Origin of the sequence: Brevundimonas fluminis (assembly GCF_003934285.1) — a bacterium.
GTDB lineage: Bacteria > Pseudomonadota > Alphaproteobacteria > Caulobacterales > Caulobacteraceae > Brevundimonas > Brevundimonas fluminis.
Genome location: NZ_RQWJ01000006.1, coordinates 26853 through 47524, shown reverse-complemented (window position 1 = coordinate 47524; position 20672 = coordinate 26853). Strand labels below are relative to the sequence as shown.

The 20672-nt window shown below is 71.1% G+C and carries 20 protein-coding genes; 9 read left to right on the top strand and 11 right to left on the bottom strand.

Features of this window, described 5'->3' with window-relative positions:
• Nucleotides 1–128 precede the first annotated feature (128 nt).
• The 8 genes from EFJ44_RS13080 (at nt 129) to EFJ44_RS13045 (ending at nt 9940) form a co-directional block, all read left to right on the top strand.
• Complete coding sequence (locus EFJ44_RS13080) at nt 129–338, top strand: hypothetical protein (protein ID WP_125257676.1); 210 nt, start codon at nt 129–131, stop codon at nt 336–338.
• A gap of 149 nt (nt 339–487) precedes the next feature.
• Nucleotides 488–2746 (top strand): TonB-dependent receptor, encoded by a 2259-nt coding sequence (locus EFJ44_RS13075; protein WP_125257675.1) that lies wholly within the window; start codon nt 488–490, stop codon nt 2744–2746.
• A gap of 3 nt (nt 2747–2749) precedes the next feature.
• The gene (locus EFJ44_RS13070) at nt 2750–4072 is read left to right on the top strand and encodes a spinster family MFS transporter (RefSeq protein ID WP_125257674.1); all 1323 of its coding nucleotides are present in this window, start codon (nt 2750–2752) and stop codon (nt 4070–4072) included.
• Nucleotides 4069–5712 carry a carboxylesterase/lipase family protein gene (locus tag EFJ44_RS13065; protein WP_125257673.1) on the top strand — a complete coding sequence of 548 codons (1644 nt, stop codon included), beginning with the start codon at nt 4069–4071 and terminating at the stop codon, nt 5710–5712. Before EFJ44_RS13070 ends, EFJ44_RS13065 begins: the two co-directional genes overlap by 4 nt.
• The gene (locus tag EFJ44_RS13060) at nt 5649–7274 is read left to right on the top strand and encodes an AMP-binding protein (RefSeq protein ID WP_338142295.1); all 1626 of its coding nucleotides are present in this window, start codon (nt 5649–5651) and stop codon (nt 7272–7274) included. The genes EFJ44_RS13065 and EFJ44_RS13060 overlap by 64 nt, the downstream gene beginning before the upstream one ends.
• Before the next feature lie 94 nt (nt 7275–7368).
• Nucleotides 7369–7998 (top strand): TetR/AcrR family transcriptional regulator, encoded by a 630-nt coding sequence (locus EFJ44_RS13055; RefSeq protein ID WP_241209814.1) that lies wholly within the window; start codon nt 7369–7371, stop codon nt 7996–7998.
• A 47-nt stretch (nt 7999–8045) separates the two neighbouring features.
• Nucleotides 8046–8933, top strand: coding sequence for an SDR family NAD(P)-dependent oxidoreductase (locus EFJ44_RS13050; protein WP_125257671.1), 888 nt, complete (start codon nt 8046–8048; stop codon nt 8931–8933).
• Between the two features lie 2 nt (nt 8934–8935).
• Nucleotides 8936–9940 (top strand): serine hydrolase domain-containing protein, encoded by a 1005-nt coding sequence (locus tag EFJ44_RS13045; protein WP_125257670.1) that lies wholly within the window; start codon nt 8936–8938, stop codon nt 9938–9940.
• 10 nt (nt 9941–9950) lie between these two features.
• On the opposite strand, the gene hisIE is transcribed toward EFJ44_RS13045, so the two are convergent.
• Genes hisIE through EFJ44_RS13005 form a run of 8 tightly spaced genes read right to left on the bottom strand, consistent with a single transcriptional unit; the run spans nt 9951 to nt 16586 of the window.
• Entirely contained in the window at nt 9951–10559 is a 609-nt protein-coding gene (gene hisIE, locus EFJ44_RS13040) for a bifunctional phosphoribosyl-AMP cyclohydrolase/phosphoribosyl-ATP diphosphatase HisIE (RefSeq protein ID WP_125257669.1), read from the bottom strand.
• The gene (hisF, locus tag EFJ44_RS13035; RefSeq protein WP_125257668.1) at nt 10556–11323 is read right to left on the bottom strand and encodes an imidazole glycerol phosphate synthase subunit HisF; all 768 of its coding nucleotides are present in this window, start codon (nt 11321–11323) and stop codon (nt 10556–10558) included. The genes hisIE and hisF overlap by 4 nt, the downstream gene beginning before the upstream one ends.
• On the bottom strand, nt 11320–12051 hold the full coding sequence (gene hisA / locus EFJ44_RS13030) for a 1-(5-phosphoribosyl)-5-[(5-phosphoribosylamino)methylideneamino]imidazole-4-carboxamide isomerase (RefSeq protein ID WP_125257667.1): 732 nt from the start codon (nt 12049–12051) through the stop codon (nt 11320–11322). Before hisA ends, hisF begins: the two co-directional genes overlap by 4 nt.
• Nucleotides 12048–12647 (bottom strand): imidazole glycerol phosphate synthase subunit HisH, encoded by a 600-nt coding sequence (hisH, locus tag EFJ44_RS13025; RefSeq protein WP_125257666.1) that lies wholly within the window; start codon nt 12645–12647, stop codon nt 12048–12050. The genes hisA and hisH overlap by 4 nt, the downstream gene beginning before the upstream one ends.
• Nucleotides 12644–14074 (bottom strand): imidazoleglycerol-phosphate dehydratase HisB, encoded by a 1431-nt coding sequence (gene hisB, locus EFJ44_RS13020; protein ID WP_125257665.1) that lies wholly within the window; start codon nt 14072–14074, stop codon nt 12644–12646. Before hisB ends, hisH begins: the two co-directional genes overlap by 4 nt.
• Complete coding sequence (gene hisD, locus EFJ44_RS13015) at nt 14071–15378, bottom strand: histidinol dehydrogenase (RefSeq protein WP_125257664.1); 1308 nt, start codon at nt 15376–15378, stop codon at nt 14071–14073. The genes hisB and hisD overlap by 4 nt, the downstream gene beginning before the upstream one ends.
• On the bottom strand, nt 15378–16259 hold the full coding sequence (gene hisG, locus EFJ44_RS13010; protein ID WP_125257663.1) for an ATP phosphoribosyltransferase: 882 nt from the start codon (nt 16257–16259) through the stop codon (nt 15378–15380). Before hisG ends, hisD begins: the two co-directional genes overlap by 1 nt.
• Before the next feature lie 9 nt (nt 16260–16268).
• Nucleotides 16269–16586 carry a YerC/YecD family TrpR-related protein gene (locus EFJ44_RS13005; RefSeq protein ID WP_125257662.1) on the bottom strand — a complete coding sequence of 106 codons (318 nt, stop codon included), beginning with the start codon at nt 16584–16586 and terminating at the stop codon, nt 16269–16271.
• A 97-nt stretch (nt 16587–16683) separates the two neighbouring features.
• Here EFJ44_RS13005 and EFJ44_RS13000 point away from each other — a divergent pair, with 97 nt between their 5' ends.
• Nucleotides 16684–17472: a YciC family protein gene (locus EFJ44_RS13000; protein ID WP_125257661.1), complete on the top strand. Its 789-nt coding sequence runs from the start codon at nt 16684–16686 to the stop codon at nt 17470–17472.
• Between the two features lie 4 nt (nt 17473–17476).
• Here the strand turns inward: EFJ44_RS13000 and EFJ44_RS12995 are convergent, their stop codons facing one another.
• Genes EFJ44_RS12995 through EFJ44_RS12985 form a run of 3 tightly spaced genes read right to left on the bottom strand, consistent with a single transcriptional unit; the run spans nt 17477 to nt 20662 of the window.
• Nucleotides 17477–18334: an RDD family protein gene (locus tag EFJ44_RS12995; protein WP_125257660.1), complete on the bottom strand. Its 858-nt coding sequence runs from the start codon at nt 18332–18334 to the stop codon at nt 17477–17479.
• Complete coding sequence (locus tag EFJ44_RS12990) at nt 18331–19332, bottom strand: stage II sporulation protein M (RefSeq protein ID WP_125257659.1); 1002 nt, start codon at nt 19330–19332, stop codon at nt 18331–18333. The genes EFJ44_RS12995 and EFJ44_RS12990 overlap by 4 nt, the downstream gene beginning before the upstream one ends.
• Before the next feature lie 10 nt (nt 19333–19342).
• A complete protein-coding gene (locus EFJ44_RS12985; protein WP_241209807.1) occupies nt 19343–20662 on the bottom strand; it encodes a DUF58 domain-containing protein in 1320 nt (439 codons plus the stop codon).
• Nucleotides 20663–20672: the final 10 nt, after the last annotated feature.

The window sequence follows — 20672 nt, the reverse complement described above, 5'->3', positions numbered from 1 at the left end:
GGACGCGGGGCGGGCACATCCGGAGGGGGCCGACGGGCGTAGCTTCGGGGCCTGGGCCAAGGCCCGGATACCCGCCAGGCGAAGGAACCATGCCGAACTCGCATAAAGACTGGAAGATACGAACCCGCGTGACGATGCGGCCCGGCGAAATGGCGATCGTGTCGGTGGAGCTGGAGAACGGCCTGTACGGCGAGATGCCGGGCGTCGACCTGTTCGTCGCATGGCAGGACGGGATCACCGAGGCCGCGGCCGAACGCTTCGCCCTGCAGCAGATGACCGAGATGTGCGGAGCGCTGTCGCAGGAAGCCCGGCGGCGGCTCGAGTCCAGCGCCAACTGACGGCGTCAGGGCCGATCTGTTCGGCCAAATCCTCCGCAGCGGCATCATTTTCACTCACACGAGCGTGAATATTGACAGTCGGGCGAGCTCGTGTCCCACTCCGCTCCGGAGCGCTGGCGATCATGACCGGCGCCAGGGAGGGAAATGAGATGAGGGCGAAACTTCTCGCGACGGCGTGCGCCGTCGCCGTGCTGGCGCCGACCGTGGCACTTGCCCAGGAACAGACCCGCGAGCGCGACGACCAGCCGACCCAGGTCGAGGAGGTGATCGTCACGGCGACCCGCCGCGCCGAGCGCGTGCAGGACGTTCCGTTGAGCATCACCACCCTGACCCAGGGCGAGCTGAACGAGCGAGGCATCGTCAACTACGACGGCCTGGCCATGGCCACGCCGGGCGTGGTTCTGAACCGCGCCTCGGCCAACTTCAACAACTTCACCGCCCGCGGAATCGCCACCAACGGCTACGGCGCCAATCTGCAGAGCACCGTGGCCATCTACGTAGACGAGCTGCCGATCTCGTCGAACGGCAACTCCACCATCCTCGATCCGGCGCTCTACGACGTCGAGCGGATCGAGTTCCTGCGCGGACCGCAGGGGACGCTGTTCGGCTCGGGCTCGCTGGCCGGCGCGCTGCGTATCCTGACCCATGACCCGGACCCGACGGGGTTCGACGCCTCGGCCTTCGTCGACTTCGGCGTGATGAACGAGGGCGGCCTGCGCCAGCGCTACAACGCCATGGTCAACGTGCCGCTGATCGAGGATCAGCTGGCGCTGCGCGTGGTCGGCTTCTCGCGGAACGAGGAAGGCTGGATCGACAACGTCGGCACCGGCATCGAGGACGCCAACACCCTGGTCCAGTACGGCGGCCGGGCCATCGCGCAGTGGGAGCCGAACGACCGGTTCGTGGCGCGCGGGATGTACTCGCGCGAGATCTCGAACCCGCATGACGCCTCGCTGACCAATCCGACGCTGGGCACCTTCGTGCGCCGGACCGACCGGCCCGACCTGTTCCAGAGCGACATGGCCAACTACAACCTGACGCTGGAATACCAGTTCGACGGCGCGCGGCTCACCAGCTCGACAACCTATTCGGACTACACGGGCCTGTTCTACGTCGACCTGGCCGGCACCTTCGCCCAGGCCTTTCCGTTCGCGCTGGACGCCGACGCCTGGGACGAGACCTTCGTGCAGGAGACGCGTCTGGTGTCCGATCCGGGCGGCCGCGTCGACTGGTCGATCGGCACCTTCTATTTCAAGAAGCGCCGCGACGTGGACTACAACTACCGGTCCAGCGAGGCCTTCCTGACGGCACGGAACCTGACCGGGCTGCCCGACGAATATTACCAACGGTTCGGCAGCCACTTCATCAGCCACGAGATCGCGGCCTTCGGGCAGATGACCTATCGCTTCACGCCCGACCTGTGGGTGACCGGCGGGATCCGCTACGGCCTGACGGACGCCCAGGGCTTCACCGAGGCCGGCGGCTACAACTCCAACTATCTGACCCTCGCCCTGTTCGGCTTCAGCAACGTGCCGGTCACCATCACGCCGATCCCGGCGGCCGAAGGCGTCAAGGCCGAGGAGGAGGGGGCGTCCTATCGCCTCAGCCTGTCGTGGCGGCCGACGCCGTCGGTGACGACCTATGCGGCCGTGTCGACCGGCTTCCGCCCGCCCATCGTCAACGCCCGCGCCGGCGCGGTCAGCACCATCGACCCGACCGACATCGTGATCCCCTACGGCGCCACGTCGGACGAGTTGATCAACTATGAGGTCGGCGTGAAAGGCCGCTGGTTCGACGGTCGGGTCTATGCCGACGCGGCGGTCTACTGGATCGACTGGAACGACATCCAGGTGCAGGCCAACCGGGTTTCGGACTCGGTGCAGTTCGCCACCAACATCGGCGGCGCGACCAGCAAGGGCGTCGAAGTTGCGGTCACGGCCGTGCCGGCCGACGGCTGGACCGTGGCCGTGACGGGGTCGTGGAACCACGCCGAGGTCGACGACCTGACGGCTCAGAAGGCCGCCATCTCCGGCGCGGTGCTGGGCTCGCGTCTGGCAGGGCCGGAGTTCTCGGGCTCGCTGCGAGTGAACTACGAATGGCAGCCGGCCGCCGGCGTGATCGGCAACGCCTCGCTGGCGATCTCGCACGTGGGCAGCTTCCCCAACGCCTTCCCGAACACGCCGGGGCGGCCGCTGATCCCGCTGGCGACCTATGACGACACGGACGAGTACACGTTCGTCAACGGCGCCGTGGCCTTCGCCTTCGACCAGTTCACGGTCGGAGCATACGTCGAGAACCTGTTCGACGACGACTCGGTCAACTACGTCCACCCGGAGGCCTTCATCGACGGCCGTTACGGCCGGGTGAAGCCGAGAACGGTCGGCATCCGCATCGGCTATGAGTACTGACCGATGACGGAGTCCTCCTCTCACCTCGTCCCGGGCGCGCGCGTCGCGCGCCCGGGCGCAGGGGCCTGGTTCGTCCTGGCCGTGCTGTGCTTCGTCTACGTTTTGAACTTCCTCGACCGGCAGCTGCTGTCGATCCTTGCCAAGCCGATCCAGGACGATCTGGGCGTCACCGACGGCCAGCTGGGCATGTTGGGAGGGCTCTATTTCGCGGCCTTCTACTGCATTCTCGCCATCCCCGTGGGTTGGCTGGCGGACCGGACCAACCGGGTCCGGGTGCTGTCGCTGGCCTGCGCGCTGTGGAGCGCGGCGACCGCCGCGTGCGGGCTGTCGACCAACTACGGACAGCTGGCGGTGTCGCGCATGGCCGTGGGCGTGGGCGAAGCGGGCGGCGTGCCGCCGTCCTATGCGATCATCTCGGACTATTTCCCGTCGGGCACGCGGGGAACGGCGCTGAGCCTGTTCAACCTCGGTCCGCCGATCGGGCAGGCCTTGGGCGTGGCGTTCGGGGCGTCGATCGCGGCGGCCTATTCCTGGCGGGACGCCTTCATCTGGGTGGGCGTGGTCGGGGTCGCGACGGCGGTCGTCGTGTTCCTGTTCGTCAAGGAGCCGAAGAAGGGGGGGCTGGACCGGCTCGAGACCCATCCGCCCGCGGACGCGGCCCCGGTCCCGCGCGCAGGCTTCTGGGCGACCTGCAAGATGTTCTTCGCCAATCCGGTGCTGCGGGGCATGGCGCTGGCCTGCGCCGCGACCCAGTTCGTCACCTATGCCTTGCTCAACTTCGCCACCCTGTTCCTGATGCGCGAGAAGGGCATGACGCTGGAGCAGGTGGCGGTCTGGTACGCCCTGCTGGTTCTGGTCGGAACGGGCGCCGGCATGCTGGTGTCCGGCCGGCTCATCGACCGTCTCGCGAAGCGGTCCAAGACGGCCTACGCCTGGTTGCCGGCGGTGGGGCTGGCGCTGGCCGCGCCGCTGTTCGCGGCCTTCGTCTGGGCGCCGACGTGGCCGTTGGCGCTGATGTTCCTCCTGCTGCCGATGGGGCTGAACTACTTCTATCTGTCGCCGGCGGTGACCCTGGTGCAGGAGGAGGTGCGGCCGGATCAGCGGGTGATGTCGGGGGCCCTGCTGCTGCTGGTCATGAACCTGATCGGCCTGGGTCTGGGCCCGACCTATCTCGGCGCGGCCAGCGACTGGTTCCGCGCCAGCCATCCCGACAACTCGTTGCAGATGGCGCTGTACACCCTGCTGCCCTTCTACGCCCTGGCCATCGCCCTCTTCGCCGGGCTGGCCGGCAAGATCCGGCGTCAGGTCGGGGAGTCCGCCCGATGATGCGCGCCCTGGTTCTCTCGCTGGCGGCGCTGGTCGCCGCCTGCGCTTCCCTGCCGGCGTCGGCCCAGCCGGTGGTGCGCGCGCCCGCGGGCGCGGTCGGCGGGCAGGCGCTGGACGGCGTCGACGCGTTCAAGGGCATTCCCTACGCCGCCCCGCCGACCGGCTGGCGCCGCTGGAAGCCGCCGGCGGGGGCGCCGACGTGGCGCGGCGTGCGCGAGTCCATCGAGTTCGGACCGGCCTGTCCCCAGCCCCTCGCGCGCGGGACGAGCATTTATGCCGCCGCCGAGCCGCCCGAGATGAGCGAGGACTGCCTGTCGCTGAACATCTGGCGGCCGCAGGGCGCGGAAAAGGCGCCGGTGTTCGTCTGGATCCATGGCGGGTCGCTGACCTACGGCTGCAGCTGCGAGCCGATGTACGACGGCGCCCGGATGGCGGCGAGCCAGGGGATGGTCGTCGTCAGCCTCAACTACCGCCTAGGCGTGCTGGGGTATCTGGCCCACCCGGAACTGAGCGCGGAATCGCGCGGAAACGTCTCGGGCAACTACGGGCTGATGGACCAGGTCGCGGCCCTGAAATGGGTGCAGGCCAACATCGCGGCCTTCGGCGGAGATCCGGACAATGTGACGGTCGCGGGCGAGTCCGCCGGCGCGCTGAGCGTCATGTACCTGATGGCCTCGCCCGAGGCGCGCGGACTGTTCGACCGGGCGATCGTCCAGAGCGGCTACATGATCTCCACGCCCGAGCTGCGCTCCAGCCGGTACGGGGACGTGCCTGCCGAAGGTATGGGCATCTGGTTGCAAGGCAAGCTGGGTCGCGCCGACCTGGGCGGTATGCGGGCCATGGACGCGCAGGAGCTGGCCACGGCGGCGGTTCAGGCGGGCTATGCGCCGTTCGGCACGGTCGACGGGGTCTGGCTGCCCGAGCAGCTGGTGACCGTCTTCGACCGGGGAGAGCAGGCGCCCGTGCCGATCCTCATCGGCTTCAACGACGGCGAGATCCGCTCGCTGCGGTTCCTGATCCCGCCCGCGCCGCCGACCGAGGCCGCCGCCTATGAGGCCGCGATCCGCGAGCGCTACGGCGATCTGGCCGACGAATTCCTGCGGCTCTATCCGTCCGGCGACATCCCCGAGAGCCTGATGGCGACGCAAAGGGACGGGTTGTACGGCTGGACGGCCGAGCGGCTGGCACGGCGGCAGACGGCGCTGGGGCAGGGAGCGTATCTCTATTTCTTCGACCACGGCTATCCGGCCGCGGACGAGGCCGGGCTGCACGCCTTCCATGCGGCGGAGATCCCTTACGTCTTCACGGCCATGGACAGGCTGCCCCCGCGCTGGCCGGCGCCGCCCGAGACGGCGGAGGAGCGGGCGTTGTCCGACGCCATGATGGCCTACTGGGGCTCGTTCGCCCGCACCGGCGTGCCCACGGCGCCCGGCCAGCCGGACTGGCCCGCCTACGGGACGACGCAAGCCTACATGCGGATCGACGGAACCCCGCAGCCCGGCCACGACCTGATGCCCGGCATGTTCGAGCTGCAGGAGACGGTGGTGTGCCGGCGGATGAAGGCCGGGGGCGTGCCGTGGAACTGGAATTTCGGCGTCATCGCGCCGGTACCGCCGCCGTCCGCGACGGCCTGCCCATGATCCAGGGGGAGATGCAGGACTGGCCCCTGACCCTCGACAAGCTGCTGGACCACGCCGCCAAATGGTGGCCGGAGCGGCAGGTGGTGACGGCGCGGGACGGCGGGCGGACCGACCGGGTCGGCTACGCGGAACTGCGGGGCCGCGCCCGGCGCGTGTCGGCGGCCCTGGCGCGGCTGGGCGTCGTGCCGGGAAATCCGGTCGCGACCCTGGCCTGGAACACCCAGGCGCACGTCGAGACCTGGTACGGCGTCATGGGCATGGGGGCCGTGTGCCACACGTTGAACCCGCGGCTGACCGAGGCGCAGCTGTCCGCCATGCTGGTCCAGTCGCAGGCCGCGGTGCTGATCGCCTCGGCCGATCTGGCGCCGCTGGCTCGCCGGGTCATGGCGCGCACGCCGTCGCTGAAGCGGGTGCTGGAGATCGACGCCGACGCCTGGACGGACGGAGGGCTGGAGGCGCTGCTTGCCGGGGCAGACGGCGAGGTGGTCTGGGGCGACTTTCCGGAGACCGCTCCCTGCGGCCTCTGCTTCACGTCAGGCACGACGGGCGCGCCCAAGGGGGTGACCTACACCCACAGGTCCAGCTTCCTGCACACCCTCCGCCAGTTGCAGTCCGACGTGATGGGGCTGGGCGCGACGGATTCGGTGCTGACGGCGGTGCCGATGTTCCACGCCAACGCCTGGGGCCTGCCGTTCGCCGTGCCGGCGGTGGGAGCGAAGCTGGTCCTGCCGGGCAAGCATCTGGACGGCGCCAGTCTGGCGCGGCTGATCCGTGAGGAGGGCGTGACCGTGGCGGTCGGCGTGGCCACGGTGTGGCTGGGTCTGGTCGACCACCTGGAGACGCACGGCGGCGAGACGCCGACGCTTCAGCGGATCATCGTCGGCGGCGCGCCGCTGGCGCCCGCGCTGATGGAGCGGATCGAGGCGCGGCTGGGCGCGGCGATCCAGATGAGCTGGGGCATGACCGAGCTGTCCCCGCTGGGCGTGTGCGCGCCGCCGCAGGACCCGAGCCGCGCGGCGCACATCTCGGGCCGTCCGGCCGTGGGCGTCGACCTGCTGATCACCGACGCGGACGGGCGCGCGCTGCCCGAGCAGCGGGGCGTGGAGGGGCATCTGCGCGTGCGCGGCGCCTCGGTGATCCAGCGCTATTTCGGCGAGGAGAACAGCGCCGTCGACGCGGACGGTTGGTTCCCGACCGGCGACCTGGCGCGGCTGGAGGCGGACGGCGGCCTGGCCATCACGGGCCGGGCCAAGGACCTCATCAAATCCGGCGGCGAATGGATCAATCCGGCGGAGCTGGAGGCCGTGGTCAACGAGAATCCCGCCGTGTCGCTGGCCGTGGTCATCGGGCGGCCCGATCCGAAGTGGGGCGAACGGCCCGTTCTGGTGGTGCAGACGCGGGCGGATCACGACGTCGGCGACGAAGCCCTGTTGGCCCCATTGCGCGGAAGGGTCGCCCCGTGGTGGATTCCCGACGCGGTGATCCGGCTGGACGAGATGCCGCTGGCCCCGACGGGCAAGATCGACAAGATGCGGTTGCGAGTGGATTATGGCGGTTGCTGAGAAGAGCGTGGCGAAGACGGCGGCGAAGCCCGGCAGGGCCCCCGCGCCGAAGCCACGCGCGCGCCGCACGAAGGTCGAGCAGCGCGCCGACAAGATGGAGCAGATCCTCGACGCGGCCGAGCATCTGTTCTCGCAGCACGGCTTGTACGGGGTGACGCTGAAGGACGTGGCCCAGCGCGTCGGCGTGCACCACACGCTGTTGAACTACTACTTCACGGACAAGAAGAAGCTGTTCGACGACGTCATCGCCCGCCGGGCCGGCATCACCAGCGCCAAGCGGATGGAGGCGCTGAACGCCTACGACGCGGCGACGAAGGGCAAACCCACCGTCGAGGGGGCGCTGCGCGCGTTTCTGGACACCGATCTGGACCTGTACAGCCAGGGCGGCGAGGCGTGGAAGAACTACGGCGCCCTGGGCGCGCTGGCGTCGAACACCACCTACGGCGCCGAGTTGATGGACTTCCACTTCGACCCCGTCGTGCTGCGGCTGATCGAGGTGCTCAAGAAGGCCCTGCCCGACTGCGCCGAGGAGGACATTTTCTGGGGCTATCACTTCGTCACGGGCGCGCTGATGCTGACCCTGGCCCGGACCGGGCGGATCAATCGCCTGTCGGGCGGACTGTGCGATTCCGACGACTTCGAGGCGGTGAAGCAGCGCATGGCCAGCTTCATGGCCGCCGGCTTCCACGAAATCTGCAAGACCCGGGCGGGATCGAGCCGCTGAGGCGCGCGATCACCGCCGACATCCACTCACCATCGGAGAGAGAGCACATGTCGCTGAAAGGGCGCGTCGCCATCGTCACGGGCGCGGGCGGAGGGCTGGGGCGCGAGCACGCCCTGTATCTGGCCTCGCAGGGGGCGGCGGTGGTCGTCAACGACATGAACGCACACGCGGCCGGCGCCGTCGCCGGGGAGATCGCGGCCAGGGGCGGTGAGGCGCTGGCGGTCGCGGCCTCCGTCACGGACGAAGCGGCGGTGGCGGACATGACAGCGAAGACCATGGACCGTTGGGGCCGCGTCGACGTGCTGGTCAACAACGCCGGCATCCTGCGCGACAAGAGCTTCGCCAAGATGGACCTGGCCGACTTCCGGCTGATCGTCGACGTGCACCTGATGGGGGCGGTGATCTGCTCCAAGGCCGTTTGGGAGATCATGCGGACCCAGGCCCACGGCCGCATCGTCATGACGACCTCGTCCTCGGGCCTGTACGGCAACTTCGGCCAGGCCAACTACGGCGCGGCCAAGATGGCGCTGGTGGGCCTGATGCAGACCCTGGCGATCGAGGGCGAGAAGTACGGCATCCGCGTGAACTGCCTGGCCCCGACGGCGGCGACCGGCATGACCGAGGGCCTGCTGCCGCCGCAGGCCCTGGAGCGGCTGGACCCCAAGCTGGTCAGCCCGGCGCTGGCCCTGCTGTGCGGCGACGAGGCGCCGACGCGGGCGATCGTCTGCGCCGGGGCGGGGCACTTCGCCCGCGCCTACGTCACCCTGACCGCCGGCCGGTTCGTCGGCGGCGGCGAGGACGCGGGGCAGACCCTGATCGCCGCGTGGGATGACGTGTCGGATCCGGAGGGCGCGATCGTCCCCGCCTACGGCTTCACCCAGGCCGAACGCGAGGTCGTCAGCGCCGAGGCGAACGCGTCCGCTTCGGGCGGCTGACCGTGATCGGGACGACGCGGCGACAGGCGGTGCTGGGGGCGGCGGCGGCGACGCCGCTGCTGGCCGGCCCCGGCGCCGCGTCCGACCCGCTTCGGGCCGCGGTCGACGCAGCCTTCGCGGACGGCGCCACCGGCGTTCTGGTCTCCCGGCGGGGTGAGGTCGTGGCGGAGCGGTATGCGCCCGACTGGCCCGGGGGCCGGCCGCGGGAAGTCGCCTCCGTGGCCAAGAGCGTCCTCGCGGTGCTGCTGGCCATGGCGGTCGAGGAGGGAGCGATACGGAGTTTCGACCAGCCCGCGGCCGACTTCATCCCGCCCTGGCGCGCAGATGCGCGGTCGGCGATCAGCCTGCGCCACCTGATGAGCATGACGTCCGGGCTGGACGATGCCGGGCTGGCGCTGCGCGGGATCAGGGGAGACCAGTTCGCGATCAACGCCGCGGCGCCCTTGCGCGACCCGCCCGGCACGCGCTGGGCCTACAACACGGCCGCCTATCATCTGCTGTTCCACCTGCTGGCGCGAGCGACGGGCGAGACCGTCGACGCCTTCGCGGCCCGTCGACTGCTGGGCCCGCTGGGCATGGGCGGAACGGCGTGGGTCACCGGTCAGGGCGTCGGCGCCGACGGGCCGGTGACCAACTGGTACAGCGCCGCCTGCACCGCGCGGGATCTGCTGGCCTTCGGGCAGATGGTGCTGAATGGCGGCCGGGGGCTGGTTTCCGTCGAGGCCCTGACGACGCTCACCGCGCCCTCGCAGGAGCTGAACCCCTCGTATGGCCTGCTGTGGTGGAGCAATGCGCGGCCGGGCTTCGACGCGTCGGGCCGGGTCGGGGGCCGCCGCTTCCCCGACGCGCCGCATGACGTGGTCGCGGCCCTCGGCGCGGGCGGGCAGGCGGTGATGGTGGTTCCGTCGCGCGGCGTCGTCGTGGTCCGGCAGGGCGATCCCCCGCGGTCTGCCCGGAACCTCGGCGACCTGCTGAGGGCCGTGCTGGCGGCGACCGGCGACGCCTGATCGCCGCGGCTCAACGCCGCGCGCGCGCCGCCAGGACCCGCATCACCGCCTCGAGGTCCAGACCGCGGGCGTTCAGCAGCAGCGTCAGGTGGTACAGCAGGTCCGCGGCCTCGGACGTCAGCTCGTCGTCGGGGCCCGCGACGCCGGCCAGCGCGGTTTCGACCCCTTCCTCGCCCACCTTCTGGGCAATGCGCTTGAGGCCTTCGGCCTTCAGGCGCGCGGTGTAGCTCGACGAGCCTGAGTCCGCGGCGCGACCGGCCACCGTCCGCTCGAGCCGGCCCAGCCGGCCGACGCCCGGCGCGTCCTCGTCGCCGAAGCAGCTGATCCGATTCAGGTGGCAGGCGTTCCCCACAGGCCGAACCTTCACGACCAGGGCGTCGGCGTCGCAGTCCGGCGTGATCGACACGGTGCGCAGCCGGTCGCCCGACGTCTCCCCCTTGCGCCAACGGCCGCCCCGCGAGCGCGAGAAGAAGGTGGCCTCGCCGCTTTCGATCGTCTCCTCGAGCGCGGCGCGGTCCATGTACGCCAGCGTCAGCACCTGCAGGGTGTCCACGTCCTGAACGATCGCGGGGATCAGGCCGCCGCCCTTGTCGAAGTCCAGCGCGTCCGGGTCGATCATGGCCTCACCTCCACCCCCGCGGCCGCGAGCTCGCGTTTCAGATCGGGGATGCGCACCGTCCCGGTGTGGAACACGCTGGCCGCCAGCGCTCCCGAGACGTCCGCCCGCTCGAACACGTCGGTGAAGTGCGCCATGCATCCCGCGCCGCCCGAGGCCACCAGCGGGATCGTCAGCCGCGCCCGGGCGGCCCCCAGCTGCTCCAGGTCGTAGCCGCGCCGCACGCCGTCCTCGTCCATGCAGTTCAGGACGATCTCGCCCGCGCCCAGGCCTTGCGCCTCGACGATCCAGTCCAGCGTCCGACGTCCCGCGCCGCGGCTGGCGGTGGGGTCGCCAGTGTACTGGTGCACCATCCAGTCGTCGCCGACCTTGCGGCTGTCCACGCCCACCACCACGCATTGCCGACCGAGCCGCTCCGCCATCTCGGCGATCAGTTCCGGTCGCTCCAGCGCCGGCGAGTTGATCGACACCTTGTCCGCCCCGTGATCCAGGCATCGCGCCGCCTGCTCCACCGTACGGATGCCGCCCGCGACGCAGAAGGGGATGTCCAGCAGGCGCGCGACGCTCTCGACCCAGCCATAGTCCAGCGTCCGTCCCTGCGGACTGGCGGTGATGTCGTAGAAGACCAGCTCGTCGGCGCCGTCGTCGCGATGGCGCGCGGCCAGTTCGGCGGCGTCGCCCATGTCGACGTGACCCTCGAAGCGCACGCCCTTCACCACCCGACCGTCCTTGACGTCCAGACAGGGAATGATCCGCCGCGCCGTCATCGCAGGGCCTCCAGCGCCTGGTCGACGGTGAAGCGCCCCTCGTAGATGGCGCGGCCGACGATGGCCCCGGCGCAGCCCGCGTCGCGCGAAGCCGTCAAGTCGGAGACGTCGGCCACCCCGCCCGACGCCTGCACCTGAAGGTCCGGCCTCCGCCGCACGACGTCGGCCAGCAGCTCCAGATTGGGTCCCGTCAGGGCGCCGTCGCGGCCGACGTCGGTGACCAGAACGTGCCGCGCGGTCCCTTCCGGAAACCGGTCCAGCGCCGCCCACAGATCGACGGACGCCGGCTCAGTCCAGCCCTTCAGGGCGGGCATCGGCACGCCGTCGCGCACGTTGACGTCCAGGGCCAGGGCGATGCGCTCGGTTCCGAACTCCGCCAGCCAGTCCGCCACCGCCCCCGGCGCCGTCACGGCCTGCGAGCCGACGACCACGCGCGCCACGCCGGCGTCGAGGAGGGCGGCGACGTCCTCGCGCGACCTCACGCCGCCGCCGGACTGGACGCGGACGTCCGCCGAGCGCGCCAGCCGGCCGATCAGTTCGTGCTGCACCGCGCGCCCCGCCTGAGCCCCGTCGAGGTCGACCACGTGCACCCATTCCGCGCCCACGTCGACGAACGCCGCCAGCCGCGCGGCGGGGTCGTGGTCATAGCGCGTCACCTGATCGAACCGGCCGTGCATCAGCCGCACGCAGCCGCCGTCCTTCAGGTCGATGGCGGGATAGACGATCACGCGGACAGCTCCAGAAAGTTCTTCAGAATGCGGGCGCCGGCGGCGCTGGATCGTTCGGGGTGGAACTGGCAGCCCCAGCGGTTCCCCGCGCGCACCACCGCCGGCACCGGTCCGCCATAGTCGGCCCGGGCCAGCGTCGCCGGACCGTCCGGGCAGACGTAGCCGTGGACGAAATAGGCCCAGGCGTCGCCGCCGACGCCGTCCAGCAGGGGGTCGTCCTTCACGATCTCCAGCCGCGACCAGCCCATGTGCGGCACCGGCCGCGACGGACCGGGCTCCATGCGGCGGACCCGGCCGGGGATCAGGCCCAGCAATTGCGCCTCGCCCTCGTCGCTGCGCTCGAACAGCAACTGCTGCCCCAGGCAGACGCCCAGCAGCGGACGCGGGAACGTCCGAACCGCTTCGAACAGTCCCAGTTCGGCCAGACGCGCCATGGCGTACCCCGCCGCGCCGACGCCCGGCAGGATCAGCCGATCGGCCGCATCGATCTCCGCCGCCGTCGAGACCAACCGGACGTCCGCGCCCAGCCGCTCCAGCGCGAACCGGACCGAGGCGACGTTGCCGGCGCCGTAGGCGACGACGGCGACCGAACTCACAGCACCCCCTTGGTCGAGGGCACGGCTTCGCCCTCGACGCGGATGGCCTGACGCAAGGCGCGGCCCAGCGCCTTGTAGACGGCCTCGGTCTTGTGGTGGTCGTCCTGCCCCGTCACCGAGACGTGGATCGCCGCGCCCAGATGCTCGGCCAGACTGCGGACCACGTGCGCCGTCAGGTCGGTGCGGTACTCCCCGATGAAGGGCGTGGCGAAGTCGCCCTCGAACATCGGATAGGGCCTTCCGGACAGGTCGATCGACACCTTCGCCTCCGCCTCGTCCATGGGCAGGACGAAGCCGTAGCGGGCGATGCCCCGCCGCTCGCCCAACGCCTGCTTCAGCGCCTGGCCCAGGGCGATGGCGCTGTCCTCGACCGTGTGGTGCGGGTCCGTGTGCAGGTCGCCCTCGCACGACAGGCTCAGCGAGAAGCCGCCGTGCGCCGCCACCTGCTCCAGCATGTGGTCGAAGAAGCCGACGCCGGTCCGGATGCGCACGGGGCTGGCTGAATCCAGATCGACGGCGCAGACGATGCGCGTCTCCTTCGTGTCCCGAACGGCCTGTCCCGTGCGATGCGGCCGACCGACGGGCGCCAGGTCGAAGGCGGCCAGCGTCCGGTCGTTGAGTTCGGCCCGGGCGAAGACCGGGAGGCGGAGGCGGTCGCCCTCCACTTCGGCGGCCACGCCCAGCCGGGCCAGCGCCGCTCGCGCGCCGGCGAGGTCGCCGGGACGGGCGGCGATCACCGGTCCGACGCCGGGCTCGACCGACATCTCGCGAGAGAGGGCTTGAACCATGCGGGTCCGCTCGTCCCTGACGCGCGCGATCCGGGCCTCGGTCTCGACCACCCTCGATGGGTCGAGCGCCTGCAGCGCCAGCCTCAGGCTGGGCTCCGGCACGGGATGCGGTTCCAGCACTTCCGCGATGCGGGCCAGCGTCGCCGCGCGCGCGATGACGGCGCCGACGCGCGCGCCGGTCAGCCCGTGCGACAGCGACAGGCTGCGAACGACCACCAGATTGTCATGTTCCCCGACGAGGGCGACGATCGAGGGCTGGTCGGAGAACTCCACCCGCGCCTCGTCCACGACCAAAAGGGCCGGCGCGACGCGCGACGCCATCTCCGCGACCGCCTCGGCCGACCCGAGACCGCGCACGATGACCGCGAGCGTCCCGGCGCCTTCCTGCGCCGCCCGATACAGCTTCGCCAGTCCGTCGAACGGCGGCGCGTCCGGCGCCTCGACCCGCAGGCCGTCGCGGGCCGCCAGCCGGAAGATCAGCTCCAGCCCATGCGACGCCCCGCGCACCGGCAGGACCAACTCGACCGGCACGCCATAGATCTCGGCCATGCGGGCGGCGACGGCGCCCGTCGACGACGGCGCGCGGTCCAGCCCCTCGGCGCTGGAGACGAGAGGAGGGAAGGGGGCGGGCAGGGTCATGCCTCGCTCCTCAGGTCGGCGGCGCGGGCGTGGGCCTCCAGTCCCTCCAGACGGGCCAGTCGCGCCGCGACCGGCGCCAGTTCGGCCGCGCCGCCCGCGGTCACGGCCTGCACCGACATAGAGGTCATGAAGCTGGCGGTGGTGATGCCCCCCAGCGTGCGCGCCCCGCCGTCGGTCGGCAGGACGTGGCTGGGACCGGCGGCATAGTCCCCCAGCGTCTCCGCCGCGTGGCGGCCGACGAAGACGGCGCCCGCGGCCGTGATGCCGTCGACCAGCTCGTCCGCGTACTCGACCTGCAGGGCGAGGTGCTCCGGCCCATAGGCGTTGATGACCTCCAGAGCCGCGTCGAGGTCTCGCACGAGGATGGCCCGCGCCTCGGCCAGCGACGCCCGGGCCACGTCGGCGCGCGGCAGGTCGGCCAGTTGGGCTTCCACCTCGGTCAGGACGTAGTCGATCGTGGCGCGGCTGGTGGAGACCAGCACCACCTGGGCGTCGGCGTCGTGCTCGGCCTGGCTCAGCAGGTCGGCCGCCGCGATCTCCGGCGCGGCGTCGCGGTCCACGACGACCATGAGCTCCGACGGTCCGGCCGGCATGTCCACGGCCGGGCCGCCGGGCAAGGCCGCCGCCTGCTTCTTGGCTTCCGCCACCCAGGCGTTGCCGGGGCCGAACAGCTTGTCGCACGTCGGGATCACGCCGTCGTCGAAGCTCGCGCCGAAGGTCAGGGCGGCGATGGCCTGGGCGCCGCCGACCAGCCAGATCTCGTCCAGCCCCGCCTCCGCGCCGGCCAGGATCATGGCGGGGTGAATGCCCCCGTCCTTCGCCGGAGGCGTCACCGCCACCCGCACCGGCACGCCCGCCACCTCGGCCGGGATCGCCTGCATCAGCAGCGACGAGAACAGCGGCGCCGTGCCGCCGGGCACATAGATCCCCGCCGACCGGATCGGCCGCCAGGCGATCCGCGAGCGCACGCCGGGCGTCGTCTCGACCCAGTCGCCGTCCCCCGGTCGCGTGGCCTGATGGAAGACGCGCACGTTGTCCGCCGCGACGCGCAGAGCCCGCACGTCGGCGGGAGGCAGGGCGGCGCGCGCTTCGGCCACCGTCGCCACGTCCAGCACGATCCGGCGCGGCGCGTGGCCGTCCAGCTTCAGCGCCCACTCCGTGACCGCCGTCCCGCCGCGTGCCCGCACGTCGTCGAGCATGGCGCGGACGCCCTCGGTCACGCGGGCCTCGGCCCGGCGTGCGGGACGGGCAAGCGCCGCGCGCCGCCCGCCTTCGTCCAGTGAGGACCAGTCGAACCGCTTCATCACATCATCTTCTCGATCGGCAGGACGAGAATGGCGGACGCCCCCTCGGCCTTCAGCTTCTCCAACGTTTCCCAGAACACCGCTTCCTGGCACACGGCGTGGACGGCGACCGCGTCCTCGCGCCCCGAGAGCGGCATCACCGTCGGGGCGCCCGCGCCCGGCAGCAGGGCCGTGATGCGGTCCAGGTTGGCGCGAGGTGCGTTCAGCATCACGTATTTGGCCCCCTGGCTGGCCACGACGCCGGCCATCCGCTCGACGATGCTGTTCAGCAGGTCGGCCAGCTCCGGCTCCGGCGCGACGGGCGAGCGGATGAGCACGGCCTGGCTGTCCAGCACCGTCTCGCGCGCCTGCAGGCCGTTGGCTTCCAGCGTGGCGCCGGTCGAGACCAGATCGCAGATGGCGTGCGCCAGCTTCAGCCGGGGCGCCACCTCGACCGCGCCCCGCATGGTGACCACTTCGGCGGTCACGCCCTGATCCGCCAGCCAGCGCTTCAGCACGCGGGGATAGCTGGTGGCCACGCGGCGCCCCTGCAGCGAGGCGGGCCCGGCATAGTCCAGCGTCGGCGGCACGGCGATCTTCAGCGTGCACCGGCCGAAGCCCAGCGGCATGACGACCTCGGCGTTCGGCCCGCCGTTGCGCCCTTCTTCCAGCACGTTCTCGCCGACGATGCCCAGATCGCAGACGCCGTCCGCGACGAAGGTCGGGATGTCGTCGTCGCGGACGCGCAGCAGGTCGATCGGCGCGTTCTCGATCCGGTACAGCAGATCGTTCGTGCCCTTCACGACCCGCAGCCCGGCGTCGCGGACGAGGTCCAGGCTGCGTTCGGACAGACGGCCGGACTTCTGGACGGCGATGCGCAGCCGCCCCTTCACGGTACTCATCTTTTCAACTCAGCGTTCGGTGGCGAGACGGTCCAGCACCAGGCGGTATCCCTGATGCGGCATCTCCTTGAGGAAGCGGGCGACCCGCACGACGGTGGTCGGACTGGCCTGGGCCTCGGCGGCGATCTCACGATAGGACTTGTTGCCGGCGTCCAGCAGACGCGCCACCTCCCACCGCTCGGCGAAGGCGCGGACCTCGGCCGGCGTGCACAGGTCGGACAGGAAGGCGTCGACCTCGTCGCGCGTCCTCAGCGACAGCAGGGCGTCGTAGAGGGCCAGCCGGCTGAGCGCCGGAGCGGCCGCGTTTCGGGGCAGGGTCTCGATCATGGCGCGTTCCACTATGCTGTAACAATGGAACGGTCAAGAGGCGTATGCGGTTGCCCGCGGGGGTGAGGCGCGGCATGGTGTCTCAATCAGAGGGGGAATGCAGATGGACTATGCTGAGGGGCGACGCCCGCGGTTCGACGTCGGTCGGGTGATCGAGCGCACGTTCGGGGCGATCGGCGGCAATGCGGTGACATTGTTGTTGGCCGCCGCGATCTTCGTGGCGATACCGCAGGGCGTCTGGGGCGTGACCCAGGTGCGGCTCATGACGACCGACGGCGTCGATTTCGGTCCCGTCAATTTCCTGACGTGGGGCGTCGGCTGGATCGTCTCGCTGGTCTGTTCCGTGATGATGCAGGGGGTGGCCACCCATGCCGCCGTCAGCGATCTGCAAGGCCGCAAGGCGACCTTCCAGCAATGCCTCGGCGTGGCGTTCCGAACGCTGCTTCCCCTGATCGGCCTCGGGATCCTCGTCGGCCTGGGAGTGATGGCGGGGATCATCCTGCTGATCGTTCCGGGCATCATCCTGATGCTCATGTGGAGCGTCGCCGCCCCGGTCCTGATCGCCGAGCGCAAGGGCGTCCTGGCCTCCATGGGCCGTAGCCGCGATCTGAGCCGGAACAACCGCGGAATGATCCTGCTGCTGTTCGTGATCTACGTGGTCGTGTCGTGGGTGTTCGGCATGGTGTTCGGCCTGTTCTCGGCCGGAGCCATGGCCGCCTCGCAGGTCGACTTCCTGTTCCTGCAGGCGGTGATCCTTTCGCCCATCGCCGCGGCCCTGCTCTCGATCCTGAGCGCCGCCGGCGTCGCCGCGCTCTACGTCGAACTGCGGACGGTCAAGGAAGGCTCGGGCACCGGACGGCAGGAGATCGCCGCCATCTTCGACTGAGACGTCAGCCGCGATCGAACTTGTCCCGGCGGCTGCGGCCCATCAGCAGCCGCCCCTCCATCTGCCCGCGCGCGGCGTGATAGTAGGCCGACAGGAAGTCCGGCGAGGGCTGGTCGCCCAGTTCGTGACCGATCTTGCGGGCGACGCGGTCGGCGATGGCGAGCAGCGTGCCGGGATCGCCCATGCGCAGGGCCTGTTCCAGCACCTGAAGCTCCTTGACGCCGTAGACGTCGAGCTGGGCGGTGGTGAAGCCGAAGCCGGAGGCGCGTCCGGCCCCCCGCTCGGCCATGTCCCCGAGAAAACGCGCCGTCGGCGTCCGGATCACCCACGTGCCCGCCACCACGTCCCCCGCCCGGAGGCGGTCGCGGTTGAACAGGGGCAGGAAGACGAAGGCCGAGCACCACAGCACGCCGGCGACGTAGACCCAGATCGACGATCCGCCGCCGGGCGCCGAGGCCAGCAGCATCAGCGGCAGGAACAACTCCAGTTCGCGCATGGCGTTGCGGACGAAGACGGCGTCGGAGGTCAGCCGCCCGCCGTTCCGCGCAGCCACTCGGAGCCCCAGCGCGCGCTTGCCGGGCGTCGCCGCGCGCGGCGACAGCTCGAACAGCAGGAAGTAGGCGTTGCGAAGCAGGAAGACGCCGACCAGCCAGATCACCGCGATGGGTTCCGCCGCCGATCGTCCCGCCGCGCCGAGCGCGAAGAAGGTGACCAGCGTCAGGGCCAGGGCGATTCCCAGAATGACGGCGCCGTCGATGCAGAGGGCGGCGAAGCGCGGTCCGGCGCCGGCGACCTGCAGTGCGAGGGGCACCCCCTCCGGCGTGACCAGGCGACGCGCCGTGAGGCCCGGGACGGCGCTCATCGGCCGCGCCACGAGGCAGGGCGCGGGCCGTAGAAGTACAGCGCCCACACGACCAGAGTCGCGCCGGCCACGCCCCAGCGGGCCCAGTCGTCGACGATGAGCTGTCGGCCGAAGCCTTCCAGAAGGCCGGCGAAGAACAGCATGACGATGACGCCGATCATCATCCGGCCGGCCAGCCGGCCCGCCTCGGCCGCCGCGTCCAGCCGCGCCCGGTCGCCGGGGAAGGCGGCTGCGAGGCCGATCCTCAGGCCCGCCGCGCCGGCCAGGATCACCGCGCCCAGTTCGGTCACGCCGTGGATGGCCAGCCAGCCGGAGAACTCGAAGCCCAGCCCCTGGCCGAAGAAGACGGCCAGCATGGCGCCGAGCATTGCTCCGTTGGAAAGGACCAGGACCACGGTGGGCACGCCGAAGGCGAAACCCAGAGCAAAGGCCATGAGGGCGACCTGGGCGTTGTGGGTGAACAGGAAGGCGGCGAAGGCCGACAGGCCGCCTTGCTCGCCGCCGTCGTAGAGCGTGGCCCGCAGCGCCTCGCGGGAGGCGGTGGGATCACGGCCCGAGGCGAGGGCGGGGTCCACGAAGCCATAGAACCAGTCCGGATCGGACCCGACCAGCCAGGCGGCCACCCCGGCGCCCAGAACCATCAGCAGCGCCATGACCAGCGTCTCGCGCCACATCGCCCGTACGGCCGAGGGCCAGCCGGTGGCGAAGAATTCGGCCACCTCGCGCCACGGCTCGTTGCGCGCGCCGTAGACGAAGAAATAGGCCCGCGCCGACAGGGTCTCCAGAAAGGCGATCAGGGCCGCGTCCAGTGAGGTCGCCCGGGCGACCGAGAGCGCCGACAGGGTCGCTCGGTACTGCACGGGCAGGGCCATCAGCTCGTCCTCGGTCAGCGAGGCGAGGCCGCGCCGCTCCGCCTTGCCGACGATCTTTTCCAGACTGAGCCAGACGTCCTGCCGCTCTTCGCGGAAGCGCTGACTCTTCAGCCGCGGTTCGGCCATGTCGTCCTCCTCACAGCAGGTCCCGGCGCTTCAGGTCGAGGTAGGCGTTCAGCGCGGCGGGGCCGAGCGCTTCCGCCCTGGCCTGGACGACGTGGGCGCCCAGACGGCGCAGGCGGGCCAGGACCAGATCGCGCTCCCGCAGCAAGGAGGCCGCCACCACGGCCCGGGTCACGTCTTCCGACGTCAGCGGCTCGGCCTCGGCCAGCGTCTCCAGTTCCTCGTCCTCCATGACGGCGAACAGGACCAGATGCTTCCTGACCAGTCGGCTGACGGTCTCGATCATCAACTCGGCCGCGGTTGAATCGGCGAACTCGGTGAACACGACGATCAGCGACCGGCGGCCGAGCCCGGCCGAGAGCGTGGTCAGACCGAGGGCATAGTTGGGCTCCTGTTCGCCGTAGTCGATGCGCGCGGCCTCGCGGTGCAGCACTGTGAAGGCGCCGACGCCGGGGAGGGCGCCGGTGTTCAGGCGCGGGCGGTCGTCGAAGCCGTAAAGGCCGGCCCGGTCGCCCGCCCTCAGCGAGACGAAGGCCAGCAGCAGGGCGGCGTGGATGGCATGGTCCACCCGGGGCGCGGCGTTGACGGGCTCGCTCATGGTTCGCCCGCAGTCGATCGCCAGCAGGACCTGATGATTGCGCTCGGTCCGGAATTCCTTGGCCAGCAGGGCATTGTGGCGGGCGGACTGCTTCCAGTCGATCGCCCGGCGGTCCATGCCGGTCTGGAAGTCCCGCAGGGCCTGAAACTCCGAGCCCTCCCCCGCATCCAGTTGAACCTTGGCGCCGAAGTGGGCGTCGCGGGCGAACATGCGCAGGGCCTCGTCCTCCAGGCGTCGAATGTCCGATCCGACCGGGGTTTCGCCCGCGAGCGGAGTACGGGCCTGCCGCCAGGCCAGGCCGAGCGGACCGCGCCAACGCAGATGGACGGCCTCCCAGCGCACCAGTCCGCGGCGCGGCGGCGAGAGGCCGAAGACGAAGACGGCCTCGGCGTCGCCCCGTACGGCGGGCGAAGCGCGCGGCACGGTCAGGCCCAGCGGACCCTCCGCCTCCAGCGCCGCCTCGACACGGCCGCGCTTCAATCCCTGGACGTTGAGCGTGAGCCGCGCCTCGCCGGCCCGGCCGACGGCGAGATAGTCGGGCGGCTCGAAACGGGGGCGGAGGACCCGAAGGCCGGGGGCCAGCGCCGCGTCGAGCAGACCGAGGGCGAGCAAAGTCAGCGGCCATGCGAGGCCGATCGGCCACAGCGCCGGCATGGCCGCGCCCACGAGCAGCGCCACCGGCGCGCCGGCGGCGGCCAGTAGGATCAGCAGACGGGTGGGATAGGCGGTCGGCACCTCGGGTTCG

What these genes read in the sequence shown, in the direction of transcription:
- EFJ44_RS13075 (WP_125257675.1), top strand. Translation starts at nt 488, where the DNA reads ATGAGGGCGAAACTTCTCGCGACGGCGTGCGCCGTCGCCGTGCTGGCG.
- EFJ44_RS13070 (WP_125257674.1), top strand. Translation starts at nt 2,750, where the DNA reads ATGACGGAGTCCTCCTCTCACCTCGTCCCGGGCGCGCGCGTCGCGCGC.
- EFJ44_RS13065 (WP_125257673.1), top strand. Translation starts at nt 4,069, where the DNA reads ATGATGCGCGCCCTGGTTCTCTCGCTGGCGGCGCTGGTCGCCGCCTGC.
- EFJ44_RS13055 (WP_241209814.1), top strand. Translation starts at nt 7,369, where the DNA reads ATGGAGCAGATCCTCGACGCGGCCGAGCATCTGTTCTCGCAGCACGGC.
- EFJ44_RS13050 (WP_125257671.1), top strand. Translation starts at nt 8,046, where the DNA reads ATGTCGCTGAAAGGGCGCGTCGCCATCGTCACGGGCGCGGGCGGAGGG.
- hisIE (WP_125257669.1), bottom strand. Translation starts at nt 10,559, where the DNA reads ATGATCGACCCGGACGCGCTGGACTTCGACAAGGGCGGCGGCCTGATC.
- hisF (WP_125257668.1), bottom strand. Translation starts at nt 11,323, where the DNA reads ATGACGGCGCGGCGGATCATTCCCTGTCTGGACGTCAAGGACGGTCGG.
- hisB (WP_125257665.1), bottom strand. Translation starts at nt 14,074, where the DNA reads ATGACCCTGCCCGCCCCCTTCCCTCCTCTCGTCTCCAGCGCCGAGGGG.
- hisD (WP_125257664.1), bottom strand. Translation starts at nt 15,378, where the DNA reads ATGAAGCGGTTCGACTGGTCCTCACTGGACGAAGGCGGGCGGCGCGCG.
- hisG (WP_125257663.1), bottom strand. Translation starts at nt 16,259, where the DNA reads ATGAGTACCGTGAAGGGGCGGCTGCGCATCGCCGTCCAGAAGTCCGGC.
- EFJ44_RS13005 (WP_125257662.1), bottom strand. Translation starts at nt 16,586, where the DNA reads ATGATCGAGACCCTGCCCCGAAACGCGGCCGCTCCGGCGCTCAGCCGG.
- EFJ44_RS13000 (WP_125257661.1), top strand. Translation starts at nt 16,684, where the DNA reads ATGCAGATGGACTATGCTGAGGGGCGACGCCCGCGGTTCGACGTCGGT.
- EFJ44_RS12995 (WP_125257660.1), bottom strand. Translation starts at nt 18,334, where the DNA reads ATGAGCGCCGTCCCGGGCCTCACGGCGCGTCGCCTGGTCACGCCGGAG.
- EFJ44_RS12990 (WP_125257659.1), bottom strand. Translation starts at nt 19,332, where the DNA reads ATGGCCGAACCGCGGCTGAAGAGTCAGCGCTTCCGCGAAGAGCGGCAG.